The sequence below is a fragment of the Pseudomonas sp. Irchel 3E13 genome (assembly GCF_900187455.1).
GTDB lineage: Bacteria > Pseudomonadota > Gammaproteobacteria > Pseudomonadales > Pseudomonadaceae > Aquipseudomonas.
Window position 1 is genome coordinate 63084 of sequence record NZ_FYDX01000003.1, and the last position, 18904, is coordinate 81987.

The window sequence follows — 18904 nt, forward strand, 5'->3', positions numbered from 1 at the left end:
CGACAGGAGTGCGAACGATGTATGAATCAAAAAATGACGCCGTCATCTCGGCCGATCAATTTCGCAGCCGCCTGCTGCTGCATGCGCTGGGCGCGGGTTTGCTGGTGGTGGGCTCGATCCTGATCGGGGTGACCGGGCATCTGTATTTCGAAGAAGGCGTGAAGTGGTACGACGCGGCGTTCAACGCCACCTTGCTGCTGGGTGGCATGGGGCCGGTGGACTTGCCGGAGACGCCGGGCGGCAAGGTGTTTTTCGCTGTGTACGGGTTGTACGTGGGCCTGGTGTTTGTCGCCAGCATCGGCCTGATTCTGGCGCCGGTGGCGCACCGGTTGTTGCACCGGTTTCATTGTGACGACTGATTTGGCGACGCCATAAAAAAGGCCGCTGCAAACGCAGCGGCCAAGTAAGACGCAGATCAAGGAGCTTCAAAATCAACGTCGGTGAAACTGAAGGGTGACGCTTCGGAACAACAATCGAGGAGCACTCTAGGGGGAGAGTATTAACCGACCATTAAGGGGGCCGAAGCGTCAACTTCGCGCCTTGGCGAACACCGGATCGCCAAGACAGGACAAAGGATAGTCAGCTCCAACCTGCGGAAAAATAGCGCTTTCTGACATTCACCGTTGCGCTGCTCGCAACAGTGCACCAAAGCGGGTCACTGCGCTTCTTCATAGCCCATTCGCCAACTGATCGCCTTCGCCGTCGCCAGCAGCGTCTCGGCGGCCGGGCCTTGTTCGTCGGCATGGAAGATCGAGGTCGGGCCAACCACGGTGATCACCGCAGCAATCTTGCCCATCGCGTTGAACACCGGCGCCGACAGCGCATCCACCCCCGGCATCAGCAAACCGTGCACATGGTGCAGGCCGCGTTCGCGGATGCGGGCGAACAGCTCGTCGTACTCCGCAGCGCTGTGGCCGGCTTGCGACAGTTCCTCGTCACGCAACTCGATGGTTTCCCGCTCCGGCAGGTAGGCGCCGAACACCAGCCCGGTGGACGAGCTGAGCAGCGGCAGCACCGACCCGATCTGCGTGACCACCGTCACCGCGCGCACCGCCGGCTCGATATTCACCACCGTCGCGCCCTGATTGCCCCACACGGCGATGAAGCAGCTTTCATTCAGTTCGTCGCGCAGTTGCGACAGCGGCATCGCCGCGACCTTCAACACCTCCATTCCGCCCAATGCCGCCAGGCCGACCCGCAGCGCTTCACGGCCCAGGCCGTAGTGGTTGGTGGCCTGGTCCTGCTCGGCGAACCCGCTGGCGATCAGCGCCTGGAGATAGCGATGGACCTTGCTCGCCGGCATCTGCACGTGTTCGGCCAGACGCGACAGCGAGGTGGCCGGGGACAACTGCGCGAGGGCCTTGAGGATGTCGGTGCCGACTTCCGCCGAGCGAACCTTCTGTTTGCCGTTGTCGGCGGGGGGCGTGGCTTTGGGCATGGGTGTGTTCACTGTGCGGGGCAGGAATTCGGAGATGTTGGGCCCCGAAGAAGGACGGCGGTCTTTATAACTTGACGCCCCCAGGCAATCAAATTACGTTATGCGTAATCAAATTACGAATAACAATAACGCAGAAGCGCCGCCATCGCTGCCTACGGCAGGCCGGGGTGGTCAACCTGCCACAACCGGCCCGGACACGGCCTGGAGGCTCGATGAACCTCGATTCCACTTCCGCCCTCGCTTACCAGAGCGGCTTCGGCAACGAATTCGCCAGCGAGGCACTGCCCGGCGCCCTGCCGGTTGGCCAGAACTCCCCACAGAAAGCGCCTTACGGGTTGTACGCCGAGTTGCTGTCAGGCACCGCGTTCACCATGACCCGCCACGAACAGCGCCGCACCTGGCTGTACCGCATCCGTCCTTCGGCTCTGCACCCGGCGTTCGTGCGTCTGGAGCGGCAACTGGCTGGCGGTTCGCTGGGTGCGATCACGCCCAACCGCCTGCGCTGGAGCCCGCTGGAGATGCCGGCCGAGCCCACCGATTTCATCGACGGCTGGGTCACCATGGCGGCCAACTCGGCGGCGGAAAAACCAGCCGGCATCAGCATTCATTGCTACCGCGCCAATCGCTCCATGGAACGGGTGTTCTTCAATGCCGACGGTGAATTGCTGTTGGTGCCGCAACAGGGTCGCCTGGGCCTGTTCACCGAATTGGGCCGGCTGGAAGTGGGGCCGCTGGAAATCGCGGTGATCCCGCGCGGGATGAAATTCCGTGTCGAGCTGCTGGACGGTGAAGCCCGCGGCTACATCGCCGAAAACCACGGCGCGCCGCTGCGCATCCCGGACCTCGGCCCGATCGGCAGCAACGGCCTGGCCAACCCGCGCGACTTCCTCGCCCCGGTGGCGCACTACGAGGAGCAGACCGGCCCGGTGCAACTGGTGCAGAAATTCCTCGGCGAACTGTGGGGCTGCGAGTTGCAGCACTCGCCGCTGGATGTGGTCGCCTGGCACGGCAACAACGTGCCGTACAAATACGACCTGCGCCTGTTCAACACCATCGGCACCGTCAGCTACGACCATCCCGATCCGTCGATCTTCACCGTGCTCACCTCGCCGACCAGCGTGCCGGGCATGGCCAACCTCGACTTCGTGATCTTCCCGCCGCGCTGGATGGTCGCCGAGAAGACCTTCCGTCCACCATGGTTCCACCGCAACCTGATGAACGAGTTCATGGGCCTGATCCAGGGCGAGTACGACGCCAAGGCCGAAGGCTTCCTGCCCGGCGGTGCCTCGCTGCACGCTTGCATGAGCGCCCATGGCCCGGACGCCGAAACCTGCGCCAAGGCGATTGCCGTGGACCTGGCGCCGAACAAGATCGATAACACCATGGCCTTCATGTTCGAGACCAGCCAGGTGCTGCGTCCGAGCCGCCATGCGCTGGACTGCCCGCAGTTGCAGAACGACTACGATAGTTGCTGGGCCACGCTGCCGAGCACCTTCACCCCGAACCGGAGATAAGCATGAATCAGACCGCCATTGCCCGCAGTTGGGTCGAGCACGCCAACGGGCATAGCGACTTCCCGCTGCAGAACCTGCCGCTGGGGATCTTCAGCCGCGCCGGTGGGGAGCGCCGTTCGGGCGTCGCCATCGGTGATGCCATTCTCGACCTGGACGCCGTGCTGGCTGCCGGCCTGTTCGACGGCGAAGCCCGCGCGGCTGTCGAAGCCACTCGCGGCGGCGCGCTCAACGCCTTCTTCGCCCTGGGTCGCGGCGCCCGTGTCGCCCTGCGCCAGCGCCTGCTGGAACTGCTGGCGCAAGACAGCCCGCACCAGGCTGCGCTGAAGGCCGCGCTGTACCCGGCCAGCGAGTGCGAACTGCACCTGCCGGCGCGGATTGGCGACTACACCGACTTCTACGTCGGCATCGAGCACGCCAAGAACGTCGGCAAGCTGTTCCGTCCCGACAACCCGCTGCTGCCCAATTACAAATACGTGCCGATCGGCTACCACGGCCGCGCCTCGACCATCCGTCCGTCCGGCACCGACGTACGCCGTCCGAAGGGCCAGACCCTGCCGGCCGGCCAGACCGAGCCGAGCTTCGGCCCGTGCGCGCGCCTGGACTACGAGCTGGAAATCGGCATCTGGATCGGCCAGGGCAATGACCTGGGCGACGCCATCCCGGTGGCCGAGGCCGCCGAGCACATCGCCGGTTTCTGCCTGCTCAACGACTGGTCGGCGCGGGATATCCAGGCGTGGGAATACCAGCCGCTGGGTCCGTTCCTGTCCAAGAGCTTCATTTCAACCGTTTCTCCCTGGGTCGTTACCGCCGAGGCGCTGGAGCCGTTCCGTTGCGCCCAGCAGGCGCGTCCGGAAGGCGATCCGCAGCCGCTGTCGTACCTGCTGGACAAGCGCGATCAGGCTGGTGGCGCTTTCGATATTGAACTGGAAGTGCTGCTGCTCACCGAGCGCATGCGCGAGCAGAACCTGCCCGCCCATCGCCTGACCCTGAGCAACACCCTGAGCATGTACTGGACCGTGGCGCAGATGGTTGCGCACCACAGCGTCAACGGTTGCCAGTTGCAGCCGGGCGACCTGTTCGGCTCCGGCACCTTGTCTGGCGCCAAGCCTGGCCAGTTCGGCAGCCTGCTGGAGATCACCGAGGGCGGCAAACTGCCGGTGGAACTGGCGAGCGGCGAAGTGCGCAAGTTCCTCGAAGACGGCGACGAAATCATCCTGCGCGCCCGCGCCAAGCGCGACGGCGTGGCCAGCATCGGCTTCGGCGAATGCCGCGGCAAAGTTGTCGCGGCGCACTGAGAGGGCAGGGGCATGGAACTCTTCACCTACTACCGTTCCACCTCGTCGTATCGGGTACGCATCGCGCTGGCGCTCAAGCAACTGGAGTTCCAGTCGCTGCCGGTCAACCTGCTCAAGGGTGAACAGCGCGAAGAACACTTCCTCGCGCTCAACCCCCAGGGCCGGGTGCCGGCACTGAAAGCCGATTCCGGTGAAGTGCTGGTGCAGTCGCCAGCGATCATCGAGTACCTGGAAGAGGTTTATCCACAGCCCGCGCTACTGCCGCAGGACCCGGTGCAACGCGCCCGGGCCCGGGGCGTGGCGGCGTTGATCGGCTGCGATATCCATCCGTTGCACAACGTCAGCGTGCTGAACCAGTTGCGTCAGTTGGGGCAGGACGAGGCGGCGGTGAACCAGTGGATTGCCCACTGGATCGGCCAGGGCCTGGCGGCGGTGGAGCAGTTGATTGGCGACAGCGGCTTTTGCTTCGGTGATGAGCCGGGATTGGCGGATGTGTACCTGATTCCGCAGGTGTATGCGGCCAAGCGCTTCAATATCGATCTGGGCGGCTATCCGCGGATCTTGCGGGTGGTGGAGTTGGCGGAGGAGCATCCGGCGTTCGTGATTGCGCATCCTTCGCGGCAGCCGGATACGCCGGCGGCGGGGTGAATACAAGGGCCTCATCGCAGGCTTGCCAGCGATGAGACCCTAATGAACTGACCTCTTCCCCGGCGGCAACTGCGCCAACCGCTCCGTCAGCCGCAACCGCTGGATCGGATCATCCGTCAGCAACAACGCATGCTCCAGGTCGAAGCGCTCGGCATGGGGGCAATCCAGATGCTGATAAAGCGTCGCCCGCGCCAGGTAATCACTGGCCAGCGGCGGCCCCAGATCCAGCACCCGTTCGGCATCCTTCAACGCCGCCAGATCGTTGTCATGGGTCGCATGCAACTGTCGCAAATTACGCGACAGGCGCTGAAGCATCTGCCGCGCACTGGCGACCTGCAGATGTTCCGCACTCAACGGCACCTGCGGACCGAACTGGCGTCCAAGCAACTCGCGGCAATCGGCCGGGTACAATCGCCGCCCGCCGCACGGATCAAGCAGATGATCCGCCCCAGGCACGCGCAACAGAAAATGCCCCGGAAAATTCACCCCTTCCAGCGGAATCGACAGCCCGCGCGCCAACTCCAGGCTCAACAGCGCCAGCGTCAGCGGCTGGCCCCGACGGCGCAGCAGCAATTGATCGAGCATTCCGGCCTGGGGCCGCAGCGGGTGATATTCGTCTTCCTGGAAACCCAGTGCGCAGAGCTTGCGCAGCAGGGGCTGGGCCAGCTCTGCCAGCGGTAGCATCGGCAGGCTGTTGCTGACTTCGTGCTGCAGCGTCTGCAGCGCTTTCATCACCTCTGCCGGCTGCACCTGGTCGTCATGCTCGGCGGCAATCCACAGCCCGGCCTCGAACAAGGCCGGGGGAGTGCGTTCCAGACAGTCCAGGCAGGCTTGGCGTGGGTTCATGGTGGTCTCCGCTGAGAGCTTCTGTTTTAGCCCTCGCACACCGTTTCGTCCAGTGCCCCGGCAGGCTTCGGGGCGCCGCCTATACTTGTTTCAGCACTTAACGAGGGCCCGCAGATGTTCGCTCTCATGCAAAGCACGCGCACCCAGTCATTGCACCTGTGTATCGACCAGACCACCGGCCTCAAGGCGGTGATCGCGATCCACAACGAGCGGCTGGGCCCCGCGCTGGGCGGTTGTCGCTACCTGGCCTACCCGGATGACGACAGCGCCATGACCGACGCCATTCGTCTGGCCCAGGGCATGACCTACAAGGCGGCGCTGGCCGGCTTATCGCTGGGCGGCGGTAAAGCGGTGATCATCCGCAATCCCCATGTGGAAAACCGCGCGGCACTGTTCGAGGCGTTCGGGCGTTTCATCGAATCGCTGGAAGGCCGCTACATCACCGCGACCGACAGCGGCACCTCGACCCTGGACATGGACTGCATCGCCCAGACCACCCGCCACGTCACCAGCACCACCCGCGCCGGCGATCCCTCCCCGCATTCCGCCATGGGCGTGTTCGCCGGCATTCGCGCCACGTCGATGGCGCGGCTGGGCAGCGACAACCTGGAAGGTTTGCGGGTGGCGGTTCAGGGCTTGGGCAATGTCGGCTATGCGCTGGCCGAACAACTGCATGCGGCGGGGGCGGAATTGCTGGTCAGCGACCACGATCGGGGACGGGTGCAACTGGCGATGGAGCAGTTCAATGCGCAGCCAGTGGCGCCTGAAGCGCTGGTCGGCACGCCCTGCGATATCTTCGCGCCGTGCGGGCTGGGTTCGGTGCTGACCGCACAGAGCGTGATGCAACTGCGCTGCGCGGCGGTGGCGGGCTCGGCGAACAACCAGTTGACCAGCCTGCAGGTGGCCGACCAACTGGAAAACCGCGGCATTCTCTATGCCCCGGACTACGTCATCAATTCCGGCGGACTGATCTACGTGGCCCTGACTCACCAAGGCCATGACCCCGTCGCCATCACCGCGCACCTGTCGCGGATTCCCACCCGGCTGACCGAGGTGTTCGCCCACGCCCAGGCGGAAAAACGCTCGCCGGCGCGGGTCGCCGAGCAACTGGCCGAACGCCTGGTGTACGGCGGCTGAGGCTTATTCCGCTGGCGCGTCGAGCAGTTCGGACAGGGCGTCCGGCTGGCTCTTGAACGCCTTGGCGAACACATCGCGGTTTTTCGCCATGTAGATACCGGCTTCCTCGACCTGCTGCTCGCTCAGCGACGGCACGGCTTTTTTCAACACGTCGGCCAACAGCTCGGCCAGTTCCAGCATCTTGTCGTGACGATCTGCTTCGGCTTTATCCATGAACAAGCGCTCCAGGTCGCGGCTGCTGCGGTACACCACTTCGACGGCCATTCATCACCTCACATGCCTTTCGATAATTGAAGATTGCGAATACTGGGTTTTTATACAGTAATCCAGCAATGCTGGATAGTGGCATTTTTATAGCTCAGATTTTGCAGTTGATGCGGAACAGGCGTGTCTTGCGGCAATTGGTCGCCTTCTCAAACGGGGCCCCTGGCCTTTTTACTGCATGCAGGCAAAGCGTCATGTGCTTGTCGCATCCTCCGTCGAAGTCGTACCAAGGAATCCGCATCGTGAACATCAAATGGGCTGACAAACTGCGCAAGGGCCTGCATGGCGCCGCCGACTCGCTGGGCAATCTGTGCGTCGAGTCGTTCCACTACCTGGCCCTGTTCGGCATCGGCGGCATCACCGCCTGGGCCGCGGTAATGACTTTCATCGACATGCTCGGCAAGGGCGGGGTCAGCGTCGACGATATCCTCCTGCTGTTCATCTACCTCGAGCTGGGCGCGATGGTGGGGATCTACTTCAAGACCAACCACATGCCGATCCGCTTCCTGCTGTATGTGGCGATCACCGCGCTGACCCGCTTGCTGATCGGCGACGTTTCCCACCACAAGGCGCCGGATGTCGGGCTGCTGTACCTGTGCGGCGGGATCCTGCTGCTGTCGTTCTCGATCCTGGTGGTGCGCTATGCCTCGTCGCGCTATCCGTCGAGCCGGGTGATCGATGCCAATGGCAAGGAGATCGAGGAAGGGCGTTGATGGCTTTCTAGGCTCTGTATGAAAAGCCTTGATACTCGGTGATGCTGCGTTGAAAACAGCCTCGGAATGCTCATTTACAACCCGTAAACTCCGCTTCCTCGGCTGTTTTCGCCTTGCCTGACCTTCGTCTCAAGGCTTTTCATACAGAGCCTAAGTCGCTTATAACCAAACGATCTGCAAGATTTTTCCGCCTCACTCCACAAGCGGAGGTCAGCCAATGATCCAGGACCTCCGCAATGCCCCATTACCTCGACGACGCCCAGCGCGAAGATGTGCTGCGCCTGCAAGCCAGTTTCCTCGGCCGCAGCGAGTGGCCGACCTGGCTGTTGCTGGTCGGCGTCTATGCCGGCTGGTTCGCGTTGCTGCTGGGCAGTCCGGTCCTTGGCGTGTGGCCGACGACCGTGTTGCTGGTGCCGCTGCTGGTGCTCTGGCTGTCGCTGCAACATGAACTGCTGCACGGTCATCCGACGCGTTTCCTCTGGCTTAACAAACTGATCGGCTACGCGCCGTTCGCGGTCTGGTATCCGTACACCCTGTACCGCGACAGCCACCTGCTGCACCACCGCGATGAAGATCTCACTTTGCCGGGCCGCGACCCGGAAAGCCGCTACCTCAGCCGTCAGCACTGGCAACGCGCGCCGCGCCTGGCGCGGGCCTTGCGCTGGCTGGACAAGACCGTGCCGGGGCGGGTGCTCAGTGGTGCGCCGCAAGCGCTGTTCGGCCTGGCGCGGGAAGAATTTGCCCGGCTGGCTAAGGGCGATCGGCAGGCGTGGCTGATGTGGCTGACCCACGGCGCCGTCACCCTGCTGATGTTCACCTTCATCGCCCAATACAGCGCGCTGTCGGTGGCGCACTACGTGTTTTTCGTCAGCGTGCCGGCGTTGTCGCTGGCGATGGTGCGTTCGTTTTATGAACACCGTCCCGCCGAGCGACCGGAGCAGCGCACCGTGCTCAACGAGGCCGGCTGGCCCTGGACCTGGTTGTTCCTGCACCTGAACCTGCACTTGGTGCATCACGATCTTCCGGGCTTGCAGTGGTATTTCCTGCCGCAGGTCTACCGTCGGCGCCGCGAGCAGTGGCTGGCGCGCAGCGGCGGCTTCCTGGTGCACGGCTATGGCGAGCTGTTTCGCCGCAACGCCTTGCGCCCCATCGACAGCCCCGAACATCCCCACGCCTGAGCCGGAGTCCGCCCATGTCCCAGGGTTTTGCCGAATTGTTGATGTACGTGGCGCCGCCGCGGGTTTGCGCCGCCAGCGAGGCGTGGTTGCAGCGCACGCTGACGCTGCTCGGTGCCAGCCGCCTCGACGTGGGCGGGCTGGACCTGCCGGGCCTGTGGCTGTCGCCGCACTTGCTCTTCACCCAGACCTGCGGCTATCCGTTGATGACCCTGCTGCGCGGCAAGGTGCGGGTGATTGGCCGGCCCGTCTACGAACTGCCCTACAGCGGCGGTGGCGACCATTGCAGCCTGCTGGTGGCCCGGGTGGACGACCCGCGCCGCGAGCTGGCGGCGTTTTTCGACAGCCACGGCCTGATCAACAGCCCCGACTCCAATTCCGGCATGAATCTGCTGCGCCATCGCCTCGCGCCACTGCAACGCGAGGGCCGCTTCTTTTCGGCCATCAGCTACACCGGCGGCCATCGCGACAGCCTGCGCGCCTTGCGCGAGCGGCGCGGCGATCTGGCGGCCATCGACAGCGTGACCTGGGGTTACCTCGCCCGTGACCACAGCGAGGAAGTCGCCGGGCTGCGCATTCTCGATATCAGTGCGCCGAGCCCGAGCTTGCCGTTCATCGGTCCCGCGCACCTCGACCAGAACACCGCGGCGCAAATACGCGAAGCGCTGAACCAGGCGCTGCGGGACTTGCCGGACGTGGCCGCAACCCTCGCGATTCGCCAGGTGCTGCCGGCCAGCGAGGCGGATTACCAGGTGCTGCTGGATTACCGCGACGAGGCCGCCAAGCGGGGCTTGGCGCGGATTCACCCCGAAGACGGGTAATTCCATTAGCGAATATAAGAATGCTTTTTAAATATTTTTAAAGAATAAGACCTCCCACTAGCATGGCGTCACCGGACCACCGGACATTTCAAGCAATCCTCCTTCTGGAGCCTTTCATGTCCGGTATCGAAAACTCTCACAGCGATTACGTGGGCGGCTTGTTCCGCAGTCATTACCAGTGGCTGTGCCTGCGTTTGCGCCGGCATCTGGGCGAAAGCGGCGCGGAAGATATCGCCGCCGACACCTTCGTGCAGTTGCTCAGCGCGCCGGGTGTGGAACCGATCCGCCAGCCGCGGGCGCTGCTCACCACCATCGCCCAGCGCCTGATGTACCAGCTCTGGCGCCGCCGCGACCTGGAGCGTGCCTACCTCGAGGCCCTGCACTTCGACGACGAGGCGCAGGCGCCCTCGCCGGAAGAACTGACGCAAATGATTGAGGCGCTGCAGATCATCGACAGCCTGCTCGACGGCCTGCCGGCCAAGGTCAAGGCGACCTTCCTGCTGTCCCAGGTCAACGGCCTGACGTACCCGGAAATCGCCGCGCAACTGGGCATCTCGCAACGCTCGGTGAGCGACTACATGGCCAAGGCCATCCACCGTTGTCTCAAGGCCAGCCTGGAGTGATATGAGCGCTGAACAGGACCACCTGATCGAACAGGCCACCCGCTGGATCGTGCTGCTGCGCTCGGGGCATGCCAGCGATGCGGAGCGCCTGGCCTTCCAGGCCTGGCGCGCCCGCGACCCGCGTCACGAAGAACTCTGCCTGCGCCTGGAACGCACCCTCGGGGTGTTCCAGGTGCCGGTCGCCCAAGGGGTTGATGGCAACGTGCTGCAACGCGCGCTGAATGCGCCGTCGAGCCGACGCAAGGTGCTGCAACGGGCGTTGCTCGGCGCCGGGTTGATGATCGGCGGCGGCCTGACCCTCAGCTCCGGGCTGCCGTCGCTGGACAGCCTGAGCGCGGACATCTCGACCGGCATCGGCCAGCGCCAGACCGTGCAACTGGACGACGGCAGCGAACTGGTGCTCAACGCGCAAAGCGCGGCGGACGTGCGCTTCGACGAGCAGCGCCGGCTGCTCAAGTGGCGCGGCGGCGAGGGCCTGGTGCGGGTGGTCAACGACCGCCGCCCGTTCATCGTCCAGACCGACGCCGGCGACCTGTTCGCCAGCGCGGCCCAGGTGCTGGTGCGCGAGCGCGGCGCGCAATGCCGGGTTGGCGCGCTGGATGCGCCGGTGCAGATCGTCACCCGCGGAGGTGATCGCCTGCAGCTCCAGGCCGGGCAGGAAGTCAGCTTCGACCGCTACCGTTTCGGCGTCGTCCAGGCCGTGCGCAACGGCGACAGCGCCTGGGTCAACGGCCTGCTGGAAGTGCGCGACAGCCCGCTCAGCGACGTGATCGAAGCGCTACGGCCTTACCGTCATGGCGTCCTGCGCCTCGACCCGGCGATCGCCGGGCTGCGGGTCAGCGGCCTTTATCGGCTCGACCAGAGCGATGTGGTGCTGGAAGCCTTGAGCCGAACCTTGCCGATTCGCGTGACTCGGCGCAGTGACTATTGGGTGACACTGGTTCCGGCATAAATGTGGTCGCTGCCATGTGCTAGCCGACCTATCTTAAGCACCCGGTTCTAAGCCCATAACCAATCGATCTGCAAGATTTCCCCTGCCTGCGCCACACCTTTCCCGTAAGCGCTGCCGAGGGAGCAGCGTCGTTTGATTCCGTGGGGGGAATCGTTGTGCGCAAGAGCAAACACAAGATCCAACGCAACACGACATCCGCAACCGGTGCCATCGCGTTCAGCCTGCTGCTGAGCGGCATGGCGTTCGCTGACGAAGCCCGGCAGAACTGGCATATCAATCCCGGCCCGCTGGACGAGGTGCTGCTGAGCATCAGCCGGCAGAGCGGCCAGGTGATTTCCTTCACCCCGGAACTGGGCCGTTATTCTTCGGCGCGGGTCGACGGCAACCTCTCCGCCGAGCAGGCGATCAGTGCCGCGCTGCGTGGCACCGGCCTGGAGCTGGAAGTCAGCCCGACCGGCGCGTTCATCATCAAGGACAACGGCGCCGAACCCGCGGCGACCACCGCCGCCAGCGCCAGCACGGTGGCGCGCAATCAGACTTCCGCGGCCAGCGTGCCGACCCTGGACCGGGTGGTTGCCCTCGGCACCCGCCGCAGCGACGCCACCGCGTTGACCAGCGCCGCCCCGGTGGATGTGATCAACAGCGAAGAGCTGGTGCAGACCGGTGCCACCACCCTGAACCAGGCGCTGTTCCAGTTGCTGCCGTCGTTCAACTTCCCGCAGAACCAGAGCGCCACCCGCGGCCAGAACCCCAAGGGCGCTTCGTTGCGCGGGCTGGCGCCGGACCAGACACTGGTGCTGGTCAACGGCAAGCGCCGGCATGCCTCGGCGGTGGTGAACATTTCCAGCGGCGTGCCGTTCATTGGCGCCCAGCCAGTGGATCTGGACATGATCCCGATCAGCGCTATCGACCACGTCGAAGTGCTGCGCGACGGCGCCTCGGCGCAGTACGGCTCCGACGCGGTGGCCGGGGTGGTCAATATCGTGCTCAAGGAGCGCGACACAGGTGGGCAGATCAACACTCAGGTCGGCCAGTACGGCCAGGGCGACGGCTTCAACAAGAGCGCCGATGGCTGGTACGGCATAGGCCTGCCGGGCGATGGTTTCCTGACCCTGAGCTTCAACGGCGTCAACAGCAAACCCACCGATATCGGTGACAGATACGTCGCCGACGGCAAGCTGCAGGACCCGCGCTGGGGCGGTGCCGGTCGCGACAAATACAACCTCGCGGCGAACGCCGAGGTCGGTCTGAACGATCAATGGCGGCTGTACAGCTTCGCCACCTTCGGCCAGGACAAATCGATCAACAACACGCCGCCGTTGCTGGCGTCCAACCCCAACAACGTCGCGTCGATCTACCCCAACGGGACCATCCCGAAGTACCGCTTCCGCTACGAAGATTCCTCGCTGACGGTGGGTTCGCGCTTTGAAGACGAGGTCATCGGTCGCCTCGATATCAGCGCCACCTATGGCCGCGACAAGCACGACGAGTTGGCCTTCGACACGGTCAACCCGAGCTACGGCGCCAGCAGCCCGACCAAGTTCGACGTTGCCACCCTGATCAACGAACAGACCAACGTCGGCATCGACTACACCAAGGACCTGCCGGTGGCCTGGTCGGACAACCCGCTGACGGTGTCCGCCGGCGTCGCCTACCGCCACGAGGAGTACACCCTGGAGGCGGGCGACTACGACTCCTATTCCTACGGCGGCATCGACGGTGTGCAGGTCGGCGCGGTGCAGGCTTCCGGGCTGACACCGGATGATGCGGGCGTCTACAAGCGTGATGTCGGCGGCGTGTACTTCGGCCTGGAAAACCAGCTCACCGAGAAATTCCAGGTGGGTATCGCCGGGCGTACCGAGCACTACTCGGACTTCGGCTCGGCCACCACCGGCAAGCTCTCGGCGCGTTATGAACTGACCCCGCAAGTGGGCCTGCGCGCCACGGTCAACAGCGCCTACCGCGCCCCGACCCTGGGCCAGATCGGCACGTCCTGGACCACCACCACCAACGTCGATGTCAACGGCAACCCGGTGCTGACCCGCATGCTGCCGGTGGACCACCCGGCTGCCCAGGCGCTGGGCGCCGAGGCATTGAAACCGGAGAAATCCACCAACTACTCGCTGGGCGTGGTGTTCCGGCCGAGCGAGCAGGCCTCGCTGACCATCGACGCCTACCAGATCACCATCCGCGACCGCCTGCTCTACAGCGGCGGCATCTCCGGGCCGGATGCCGAGCGCATCCTCGCCGCCGCCGGCTACGGCCAGTACAGCTGGGCGCAGTTCATGACCAACGCGGCCAACACCCGGACCCGCGGTGTCGACATCGTCGGCAAGTACAACCTCGACCTCAAGCAGTTGGGCAGCCTGGCGCTGTCGGCCGGCTTCACCAAGGCGCGGACCACCATCGAGTCGGTCAATGCCAGCCCTTACGGCTTCGACATCCTGACTCGCGAGGCCCGTGGCTTCCTTGAACACGGTTACCCGGAAAGCAAGCTGGTGCTCGGCGCGGTGCATCGCTACGGCCCGTGGACGGTGAGCCTGTCCGAGACCCGCTACGGCGAGTACCGCAAATACGCGGCCTCGGCGGCCAACGCCCAGTACGACCAGACCTTCTCGGCGCAGTGGAACACCGACCTGGACGTGAACTACGCGTTCACCAGGCAACTGAAACTCTCGGTGGGCGCCAACAACCTGTTCAACAGCAAACCGGACGACTTCAACCTCCGCCTGCGCCAGACGCCGGGGCAGCAGTACAGCTACCTCGCGCCGTCGGCGCCGGAGGGGGCGTTCTATTACACCAAGCTCACTTACGACTTCTGATCTGAGGCAGCGCTGCAGCCTTCGCGAGCAAGCCCGCGCCTACAGGGGACGACCGTGTAGGCGCGAGCTTGCTCGCGAAGGGCCGCAGCGCGGTCCCTCCGTGCACCGAGGCACACCATGAAACCACTGAAAACCCTCCTGGCCGGCTCGCTGCTGACCCTGTCCCTGCTCACCCACGCCGCCGACAAACCGCAACCCATCCACTTTGGCGACATCACCTGGGAAAGCGGCAGCCTGATCACCGAGATCCTCCGCACTCTGGTGGAAAAGGGCTACGGCTACACCACCGACACACTGCCGGGCAGCACCGTCAGCCTTGAAGCGGCGCTGGCGAAAAACGATATCCAGGTCATTGGCGAAGAATGGGCCGGGCGCAGTCCGGCCTGGGTCAGGGCCGAAGCCGAAGGCAAGGTGTTCGGCCTCGGCGACACGGTCAAGGGCGCCACCGAAGGCTGGTGGGTGCCGGAATTCGTCATCAAGGGCGACCCCGAGCGCGGCCTCGCGCCGCTGGCACCGGAGCTGAAATCGGTGGCCGACCTGCCGCGCTACGCCCATGTCTTCAAGGACCCGGAATCCCCCGACAAGGGCCGCTTCCTCAACAGCCCAACCGGCTGGACCTCGGAAATCGTCAACAGCCAGAAACTCAAGGCCTATGGGCTCACCGACAGCTACGTCAACTTCCGCACCGGCTCCGGCGCGGCGCTGGATGCCGAGGTCGGCGCGTCGATCCGGCGTGGCAAGCCGGTGCTGTTCTACTACTGGTCGCCGACGCCGCTGCTGGGCCGCTACAAGCTGGTGAAGCTGGAAGAACCACCGTTCGACGCCGAGGCCTGGAAGACCCTGTCCGACGCCAACAACCCCAACCCGCGTGGCACCCGCTCGATGCCGGCGCGCCTGGCGATCGGCGTGTCCGCGCCGTTCCGCACGCAGTACCCGGAGCTGGTGGCGTTCTTCGAGAAAGTCGATTTGCCCATCGATCTGCTCAACCAGACCCTCGGCCAGATGGCGGAAAAGCGTCTGCAACCCAAGGCCGTGGCCCAGGCCTTCCTGCGCGATCACCCGGAAGTGTGGCGCGCCTGGCTGCCGGCGGATGTGGCGGCGAAGGTGAGCGGGAGCCTGTGATTGCATGAGCACACGACCGATCTACATCGACTTCCTTAACGGCCTCGACGTGGCCGAGCTGAACCTGAACAACGATGAAATCCTCGCCGCCGTCGAAGCCGGCCTTGCCCTTCAGGGCCAGGGTGCGGCAGTGATCGAGCCGCGCACCCATCTGATTCCGGGCGGCGCCATCAATGGTCATTTCAACGTGCTGCGCGGCGTGTTCGGTGGTGATATCGGCCGTGCCGGGGTCAAGGTGGTGGGCGATTTCGTCGACAACTACCAGCAAGGGCTGCCCTCGGAGCTGGCCATCCTCAACCTGCTGGACCCGGCCACCGGCGTGCCCCAGGCGATCCTCGACGCCTCGGCGATCACCGACATGCGCACCGGCGCGCTGACCGCCATCGGCGCCCGGCACCTGGCCAATCCGCGCAGCAAGGTGCTGGCGCACATCGGCGCGCGTGGCACGGCGTACTGGAATGTGCGGCTGCTGGATCACCTGTTCGACTTCGACGAAATCCGCGTGCACTCGCGCCGGGTCGAGAGCCGCGAAGCCTTCGCCGAGCGCCTGCGCCGCGACCTGGGCAAGCCGGTGATCGTCACCGAAGACTGGGAAAGCGCCGTGCGCGGCGCCGACATCGTGGTCGAAGCCTCGCGCCTGCAAGGGCCCGAACCGCTGCTGCGCACGGAGTGGATCAAGCCCGGCGCCTTTGTCGTGCCCTATGGCACCATGAGCGCGGTGGAACTGTCGCTGACCGACATCATGGACAAGCTGGTGGTGGACGATTGGGGCCAGTGCAAGGGCGGCCAGTTCGGTTCGCTGCGGGCCCATGTCGAGGCCGGCAAGCTCAGCGAGCAGACCTTGCATGCCGAGCTCGGGCAGATCGTCGCCGGACTGAAACCCGGTCGCGAGCACCCGCACGAAACCATCCTGTTCTGGCACCGCGGCCTGAGCCTGAGCGATATCGCCCTCGGCCATGCGCTGCTGGAAAAGGCCCGTCGGCTGGGTATCGGCCAGCGGCTGCGCTTTGCATGAGCGCGCTGGAACTGGGGGGTGATGGCCTCGCGTTATCTCAGTTGCTGGCGCTGGTGGACGATGACGTCCCGCTGCAACTGAGCAGCTCGGCGCGTGGCCGCATCGAGGCCGGGCATCGCCTGTTGCGTGAGCTGATCGCTGCCGGTGAGCCGATCTACGGCGTGACCACCGGGCTTGGTGCGGCGGTGGATCAGGCGCAGGCGCTGGACGATGTGGCGTTCCAGCAACGCATCGCCGCAGGCCGGGCGGTGGGTGTCGGGCGCCTGGCCCAGCGGCGCGAGGTGCGGGCGATCATCTGCGCCCGTCTGGCCGGGTTGGTCCAGGGCCGTTCCGGCATTTCCTTGGCCAGCGCCGAGCGCCTGCTCGACCTGCTCAACCATGGCATCCATCCCGAAGTGCCTTTGCTCGGTTCCCTGGGCGAAAGTGATCTGGCGCCATTGGCCCATCTGACCCTGGCGTTGCAGGGGCAGGGCTGGGTCGAACACCGCGGAGAGCGACTGACGGCGGATGAGGCCCTGCGCCGGGCTGGGCTCAGTCCGATCGTGCCGCGGGACAAGGACGGTCTGGCGCTGGTCTCGGCCAATGCGGCGAGCATCGGCCTTGGCGCCTTGCTGGTGATCGAGGCAGAGCGTGTGCTGGCGCGGCAACTGGCGGCGCTGGCGTTGTCTTGCGAAGGTTACCGCGCCAGCCTCGCGCCGTTTCAGCCCCGGGCCGCTGGTCTGCGTCCGGCGCCTGGGCAGGTCGAGGCGGCGGCCGATTTGCTCGGATTGCTGGCGGGCAGCGACTTGAACGACCCGTCGCACGCACGACGCTTGCAGGACCCGTTGAGTTTCCGCTGTTCGACCATCGTCCTCGGCGCCGCCCGGCACGCCTGGGCGTATGCCCGCGAAGTGCTGGAAATCGAGCTGGCCAGCGGCGCGGACAATCCGGCGCTGGTGGACGAAACCCGGCAGGTGCTGGTGACCGCCAACTTCGACAGCACGCACCTGGCCTTGGCCTTTGAAGGGCTGGGACTGGCGTTAAGCCGGGTGGCGGTGGCGAGTGCCGAGCGCATGGCCAAGCTGTTGTCGCCGTCGTCCAGTGAACTGCCGCGTTCGCTCAGCCCGCGTCCGGGGCGCGTCGGGCTGGCGGCGTTGCAGCGCACGGCGGCGGCATTGGTGGCGGAGATCAGCCATCTGGCCAACCCGATTCCGGCGATCAGCGTGCCGGTGGCTGACCGCGTGGAGGATTATGCCGGGCAGGCGCTTGCGGTAGTCGAAAAGACCCGCGCGCTGCTGCAACGGCTGGAATGGCTGACCCGCATCGAAGCGGTGATTGCGGCGCAGGCGGTGGACCTGCGCGGCGAGATTCGTTTGGGCGAAGGCGTGCGCCGGGTGTACGAACAGGTCCGCTGTCGGGTGCCGTTCGTCGATGAAGACCGGGCGGTGGAGGTGGCAGGCGACGAATGGTGGTCGCCCGATTAATGCCGGGTGGCGCTGGTGCCCCAGCGATTGTCACGCCGACTGTGGCGTGCACCTTCTTCGGTCATGGCCGCGAGGATGTCCATGGCGCTGTGGCCCTGCTCGATGGCGATGCCGAAACGCACGCTGTCGATCAGTCGATCCAGGCGCTGCGGGTCGTTGCGCTGGGCCGGGCTGATCAGGCGTTTGGCGACCACTCCGCCAGTTTCGTTGGACAGCGTCAGCATGATGCTGCCGTCCAGCCGCTCGATACTCAGGTTGACCCGGTACTGCGCCGAAAAGGCGGCGCTGATCTGCTGAAAGGGATTGTGCATGGTGCTCACCTGACAAATGACGTGCATCGATTGACTGGCCTCGAGGCGGGTAGTTCAGATCAGGTTGCAAGGGTCGGGCCGGACGGTGGGGTGCCGGTGCATAAAAAAAGCCCCGGGCCGCAAGGCCAGGGGCTTTCTCTACCGTCCGCGTTACCGCGTGATTATCAGCTCAGGCGAGCCTGTTCGTTTTCCAGGAATTCTTCCTGCAGCAGCCCATCGGCATCATTGGCACTGCTTTCCTGCTGGGTGACTGCGCGTTTGCTGCGCTGCTTGCCGTAATGGTGTTCCAGCGCGTGGTTCAATTTGTCTGCGGCGCCCGCGACAGCCTTCTCCAGCGATTCGGCTTTGTGGGACACGGAAATCGGTTGATGGCCTTTTGGGCGTGCCTCCATCTGGCAGCGTTTGTCATGCGGGCCGGGCTTGTCGCCGTTTTCATCGCGCATGTGGACTTCAATTCGGGTGAGGTCCTCTTCGTAACGTTCGAGCGTGCTTTCCACCGTGCTGCGAACCCACTCGTTCAGCCGGATATTGCCTTGAATATGGTTGTCGCTGTAGACCTGGATTTGCATGGTTCCAATCCTTATTCAGCTAGCTCGCAAGAGACTGACCAGGAGCTTTGCGCTCTGTGGGAATCATTGCCTCTTGACTACAAGGTCAGGCACTTGGACGAACATTTCAACCCCCTAAAAAATAAAAATATTTTGTTTCAAGTGGGTTGGGGAATAGGGTTAGGATCCGGTAGATA

At 64.7% G+C, this 18904-nt stretch carries 19 protein-coding genes; 14 read left to right on the top strand and 5 right to left on the bottom strand.

What is annotated here, in order from left to right; translation table 11 throughout:
• Positions 1-17 precede the first annotated feature (17 nt).
• Positions 18-359 (top strand): hypothetical protein, encoded by a 342-nt coding sequence (locus CKW37_RS05110; RefSeq protein WP_095154464.1) that lies wholly within the window; start codon positions 18-20, stop codon positions 357-359.
• Positions 360-655: 296 nt separating this feature from the next.
• On the opposite strand, the gene CKW37_RS05115 is transcribed toward CKW37_RS05110, so the two are convergent.
• On the bottom strand, positions 656-1438 hold the full coding sequence (locus CKW37_RS05115; protein WP_095154466.1) for an IclR family transcriptional regulator: 783 nt from the start codon (positions 1436-1438) through the stop codon (positions 656-658).
• 212 nt (positions 1439-1650) lie between these two features.
• On the opposite strand from CKW37_RS05115, the gene hmgA reads away from it, so the two are divergent.
• Genes hmgA through maiA form a run of 3 tightly spaced genes read left to right on the top strand, consistent with a single transcriptional unit; the run spans position 1651 to position 4895 of the window.
• A complete protein-coding gene (gene hmgA / locus CKW37_RS05120) occupies positions 1651-2952 on the top strand; it encodes a homogentisate 1,2-dioxygenase (protein WP_095154469.1) in 1302 nt (433 codons plus the stop codon).
• Positions 2953-2954: 2 nt separating this feature from the next.
• Positions 2955-4247, top strand: a complete 1293-nt coding sequence (gene fahA, locus CKW37_RS05125; protein ID WP_095154471.1) for a fumarylacetoacetase — start codon at positions 2955-2957, stop codon at positions 4245-4247.
• A 12-nt stretch (positions 4248-4259) separates the two neighbouring features.
• Positions 4260-4895, top strand: a complete 636-nt coding sequence (maiA, locus tag CKW37_RS05130) for a maleylacetoacetate isomerase (protein ID WP_095154474.1) — start codon at positions 4260-4262, stop codon at positions 4893-4895.
• A 39-nt stretch (positions 4896-4934) separates the two neighbouring features.
• Here maiA and CKW37_RS05135 read toward each other — a convergent pair whose 3' ends face one another.
• Entirely contained in the window at positions 4935-5741 is an 807-nt protein-coding gene (locus CKW37_RS05135; protein ID WP_095154477.1) for a SirB1 family protein, read from the bottom strand.
• Positions 5742-5855: 114 nt separating this feature from the next.
• Here CKW37_RS05135 and CKW37_RS05140 point away from each other — a divergent pair, with 114 nt between their 5' ends.
• The gene (locus CKW37_RS05140; protein ID WP_095154479.1) at positions 5856-6878 is read left to right on the top strand and encodes a Glu/Leu/Phe/Val dehydrogenase dimerization domain-containing protein; all 1023 of its coding nucleotides are present in this window, start codon (positions 5856-5858) and stop codon (positions 6876-6878) included.
• Positions 6879-6881: 3 nt separating this feature from the next.
• On the opposite strand, the gene CKW37_RS05145 is transcribed toward CKW37_RS05140, so the two are convergent.
• Positions 6882-7142 carry a YebG family protein gene (locus tag CKW37_RS05145; protein ID WP_095154481.1) on the bottom strand — a complete coding sequence of 87 codons (261 nt, stop codon included), beginning with the start codon at positions 7140-7142 and terminating at the stop codon, positions 6882-6884.
• Between the two features lie 242 nt (positions 7143-7384).
• Between CKW37_RS05145 and CKW37_RS05150 the strand changes: the two genes are divergently transcribed.
• The 9 genes from CKW37_RS05150 to hutH all read left to right on the top strand — a co-directional run bounded on the left by CKW37_RS05150 (position 7385) and on the right by hutH (position 17848).
• Positions 7385-7855 (top strand): phosphate-starvation-inducible protein PsiE, encoded by a 471-nt coding sequence (locus tag CKW37_RS05150; protein WP_095154483.1) that lies wholly within the window; start codon positions 7385-7387, stop codon positions 7853-7855.
• Positions 7856-8091: 236 nt separating this feature from the next.
• Positions 8092-9033: a fatty acid desaturase gene (locus CKW37_RS05155; RefSeq protein WP_095154485.1), complete on the top strand. Its 942-nt coding sequence runs from the start codon at positions 8092-8094 to the stop codon at positions 9031-9033.
• A gap of 14 nt (positions 9034-9047) precedes the next feature.
• Positions 9048-9851 carry a phosphate/phosphite/phosphonate ABC transporter substrate-binding protein gene (locus CKW37_RS05160; protein ID WP_095154487.1) on the top strand — a complete coding sequence of 268 codons (804 nt, stop codon included), beginning with the start codon at positions 9048-9050 and terminating at the stop codon, positions 9849-9851.
• A 116-nt stretch (positions 9852-9967) separates the two neighbouring features.
• Positions 9968-10474, top strand: coding sequence for a sigma-70 family RNA polymerase sigma factor (locus tag CKW37_RS05165; protein WP_095154489.1), 507 nt, complete (start codon positions 9968-9970; stop codon positions 10472-10474).
• A 1-nt stretch (position 10475) separates the two neighbouring features.
• Positions 10476-11426 (top strand): DUF4880 domain-containing protein, encoded by a 951-nt coding sequence (locus tag CKW37_RS05170; RefSeq protein WP_095154491.1) that lies wholly within the window; start codon positions 10476-10478, stop codon positions 11424-11426.
• A gap of 236 nt (positions 11427-11662) precedes the next feature.
• Positions 11663-14248, top strand: coding sequence for a TonB-dependent receptor (locus CKW37_RS05175; protein WP_256587694.1), 2586 nt, complete (start codon positions 11663-11665; stop codon positions 14246-14248).
• Between the two features lie 117 nt (positions 14249-14365).
• Complete coding sequence (locus CKW37_RS05180) at positions 14366-15370, top strand: ABC transporter substrate-binding protein (RefSeq protein WP_095154493.1); 1005 nt, start codon at positions 14366-14368, stop codon at positions 15368-15370.
• 4 nt (positions 15371-15374) lie between these two features.
• Positions 15375-16385: an ornithine cyclodeaminase family protein gene (locus CKW37_RS05185; RefSeq protein WP_095154495.1), complete on the top strand. Its 1011-nt coding sequence runs from the start codon at positions 15375-15377 to the stop codon at positions 16383-16385.
• Positions 16382-17848, top strand: coding sequence for a histidine ammonia-lyase (gene hutH / locus CKW37_RS05190; RefSeq protein ID WP_095154497.1), 1467 nt, complete (start codon positions 16382-16384; stop codon positions 17846-17848). Before CKW37_RS05185 ends, hutH begins: the two co-directional genes overlap by 4 nt.
• On the opposite strand, the gene CKW37_RS05195 is transcribed toward hutH, so the two are convergent.
• Both CKW37_RS05195 and CKW37_RS05200 read right to left on the bottom strand, forming a co-directional pair.
• The gene (locus tag CKW37_RS05195) at positions 17845-18159 is read right to left on the bottom strand and encodes a DUF3509 domain-containing protein (protein ID WP_095154968.1); all 315 of its coding nucleotides are present in this window, start codon (positions 18157-18159) and stop codon (positions 17845-17847) included. The two genes, hutH and CKW37_RS05195, sit on opposite strands and share 4 nt — an antisense overlap.
• Positions 18160-18323: 164 nt before the next feature.
• Entirely contained in the window at positions 18324-18728 is a 405-nt protein-coding gene (locus CKW37_RS05200; RefSeq protein ID WP_095154499.1) for an HPF/RaiA family ribosome-associated protein, read from the bottom strand.
• Positions 18729-18904: the final 176 nt, after the last annotated feature.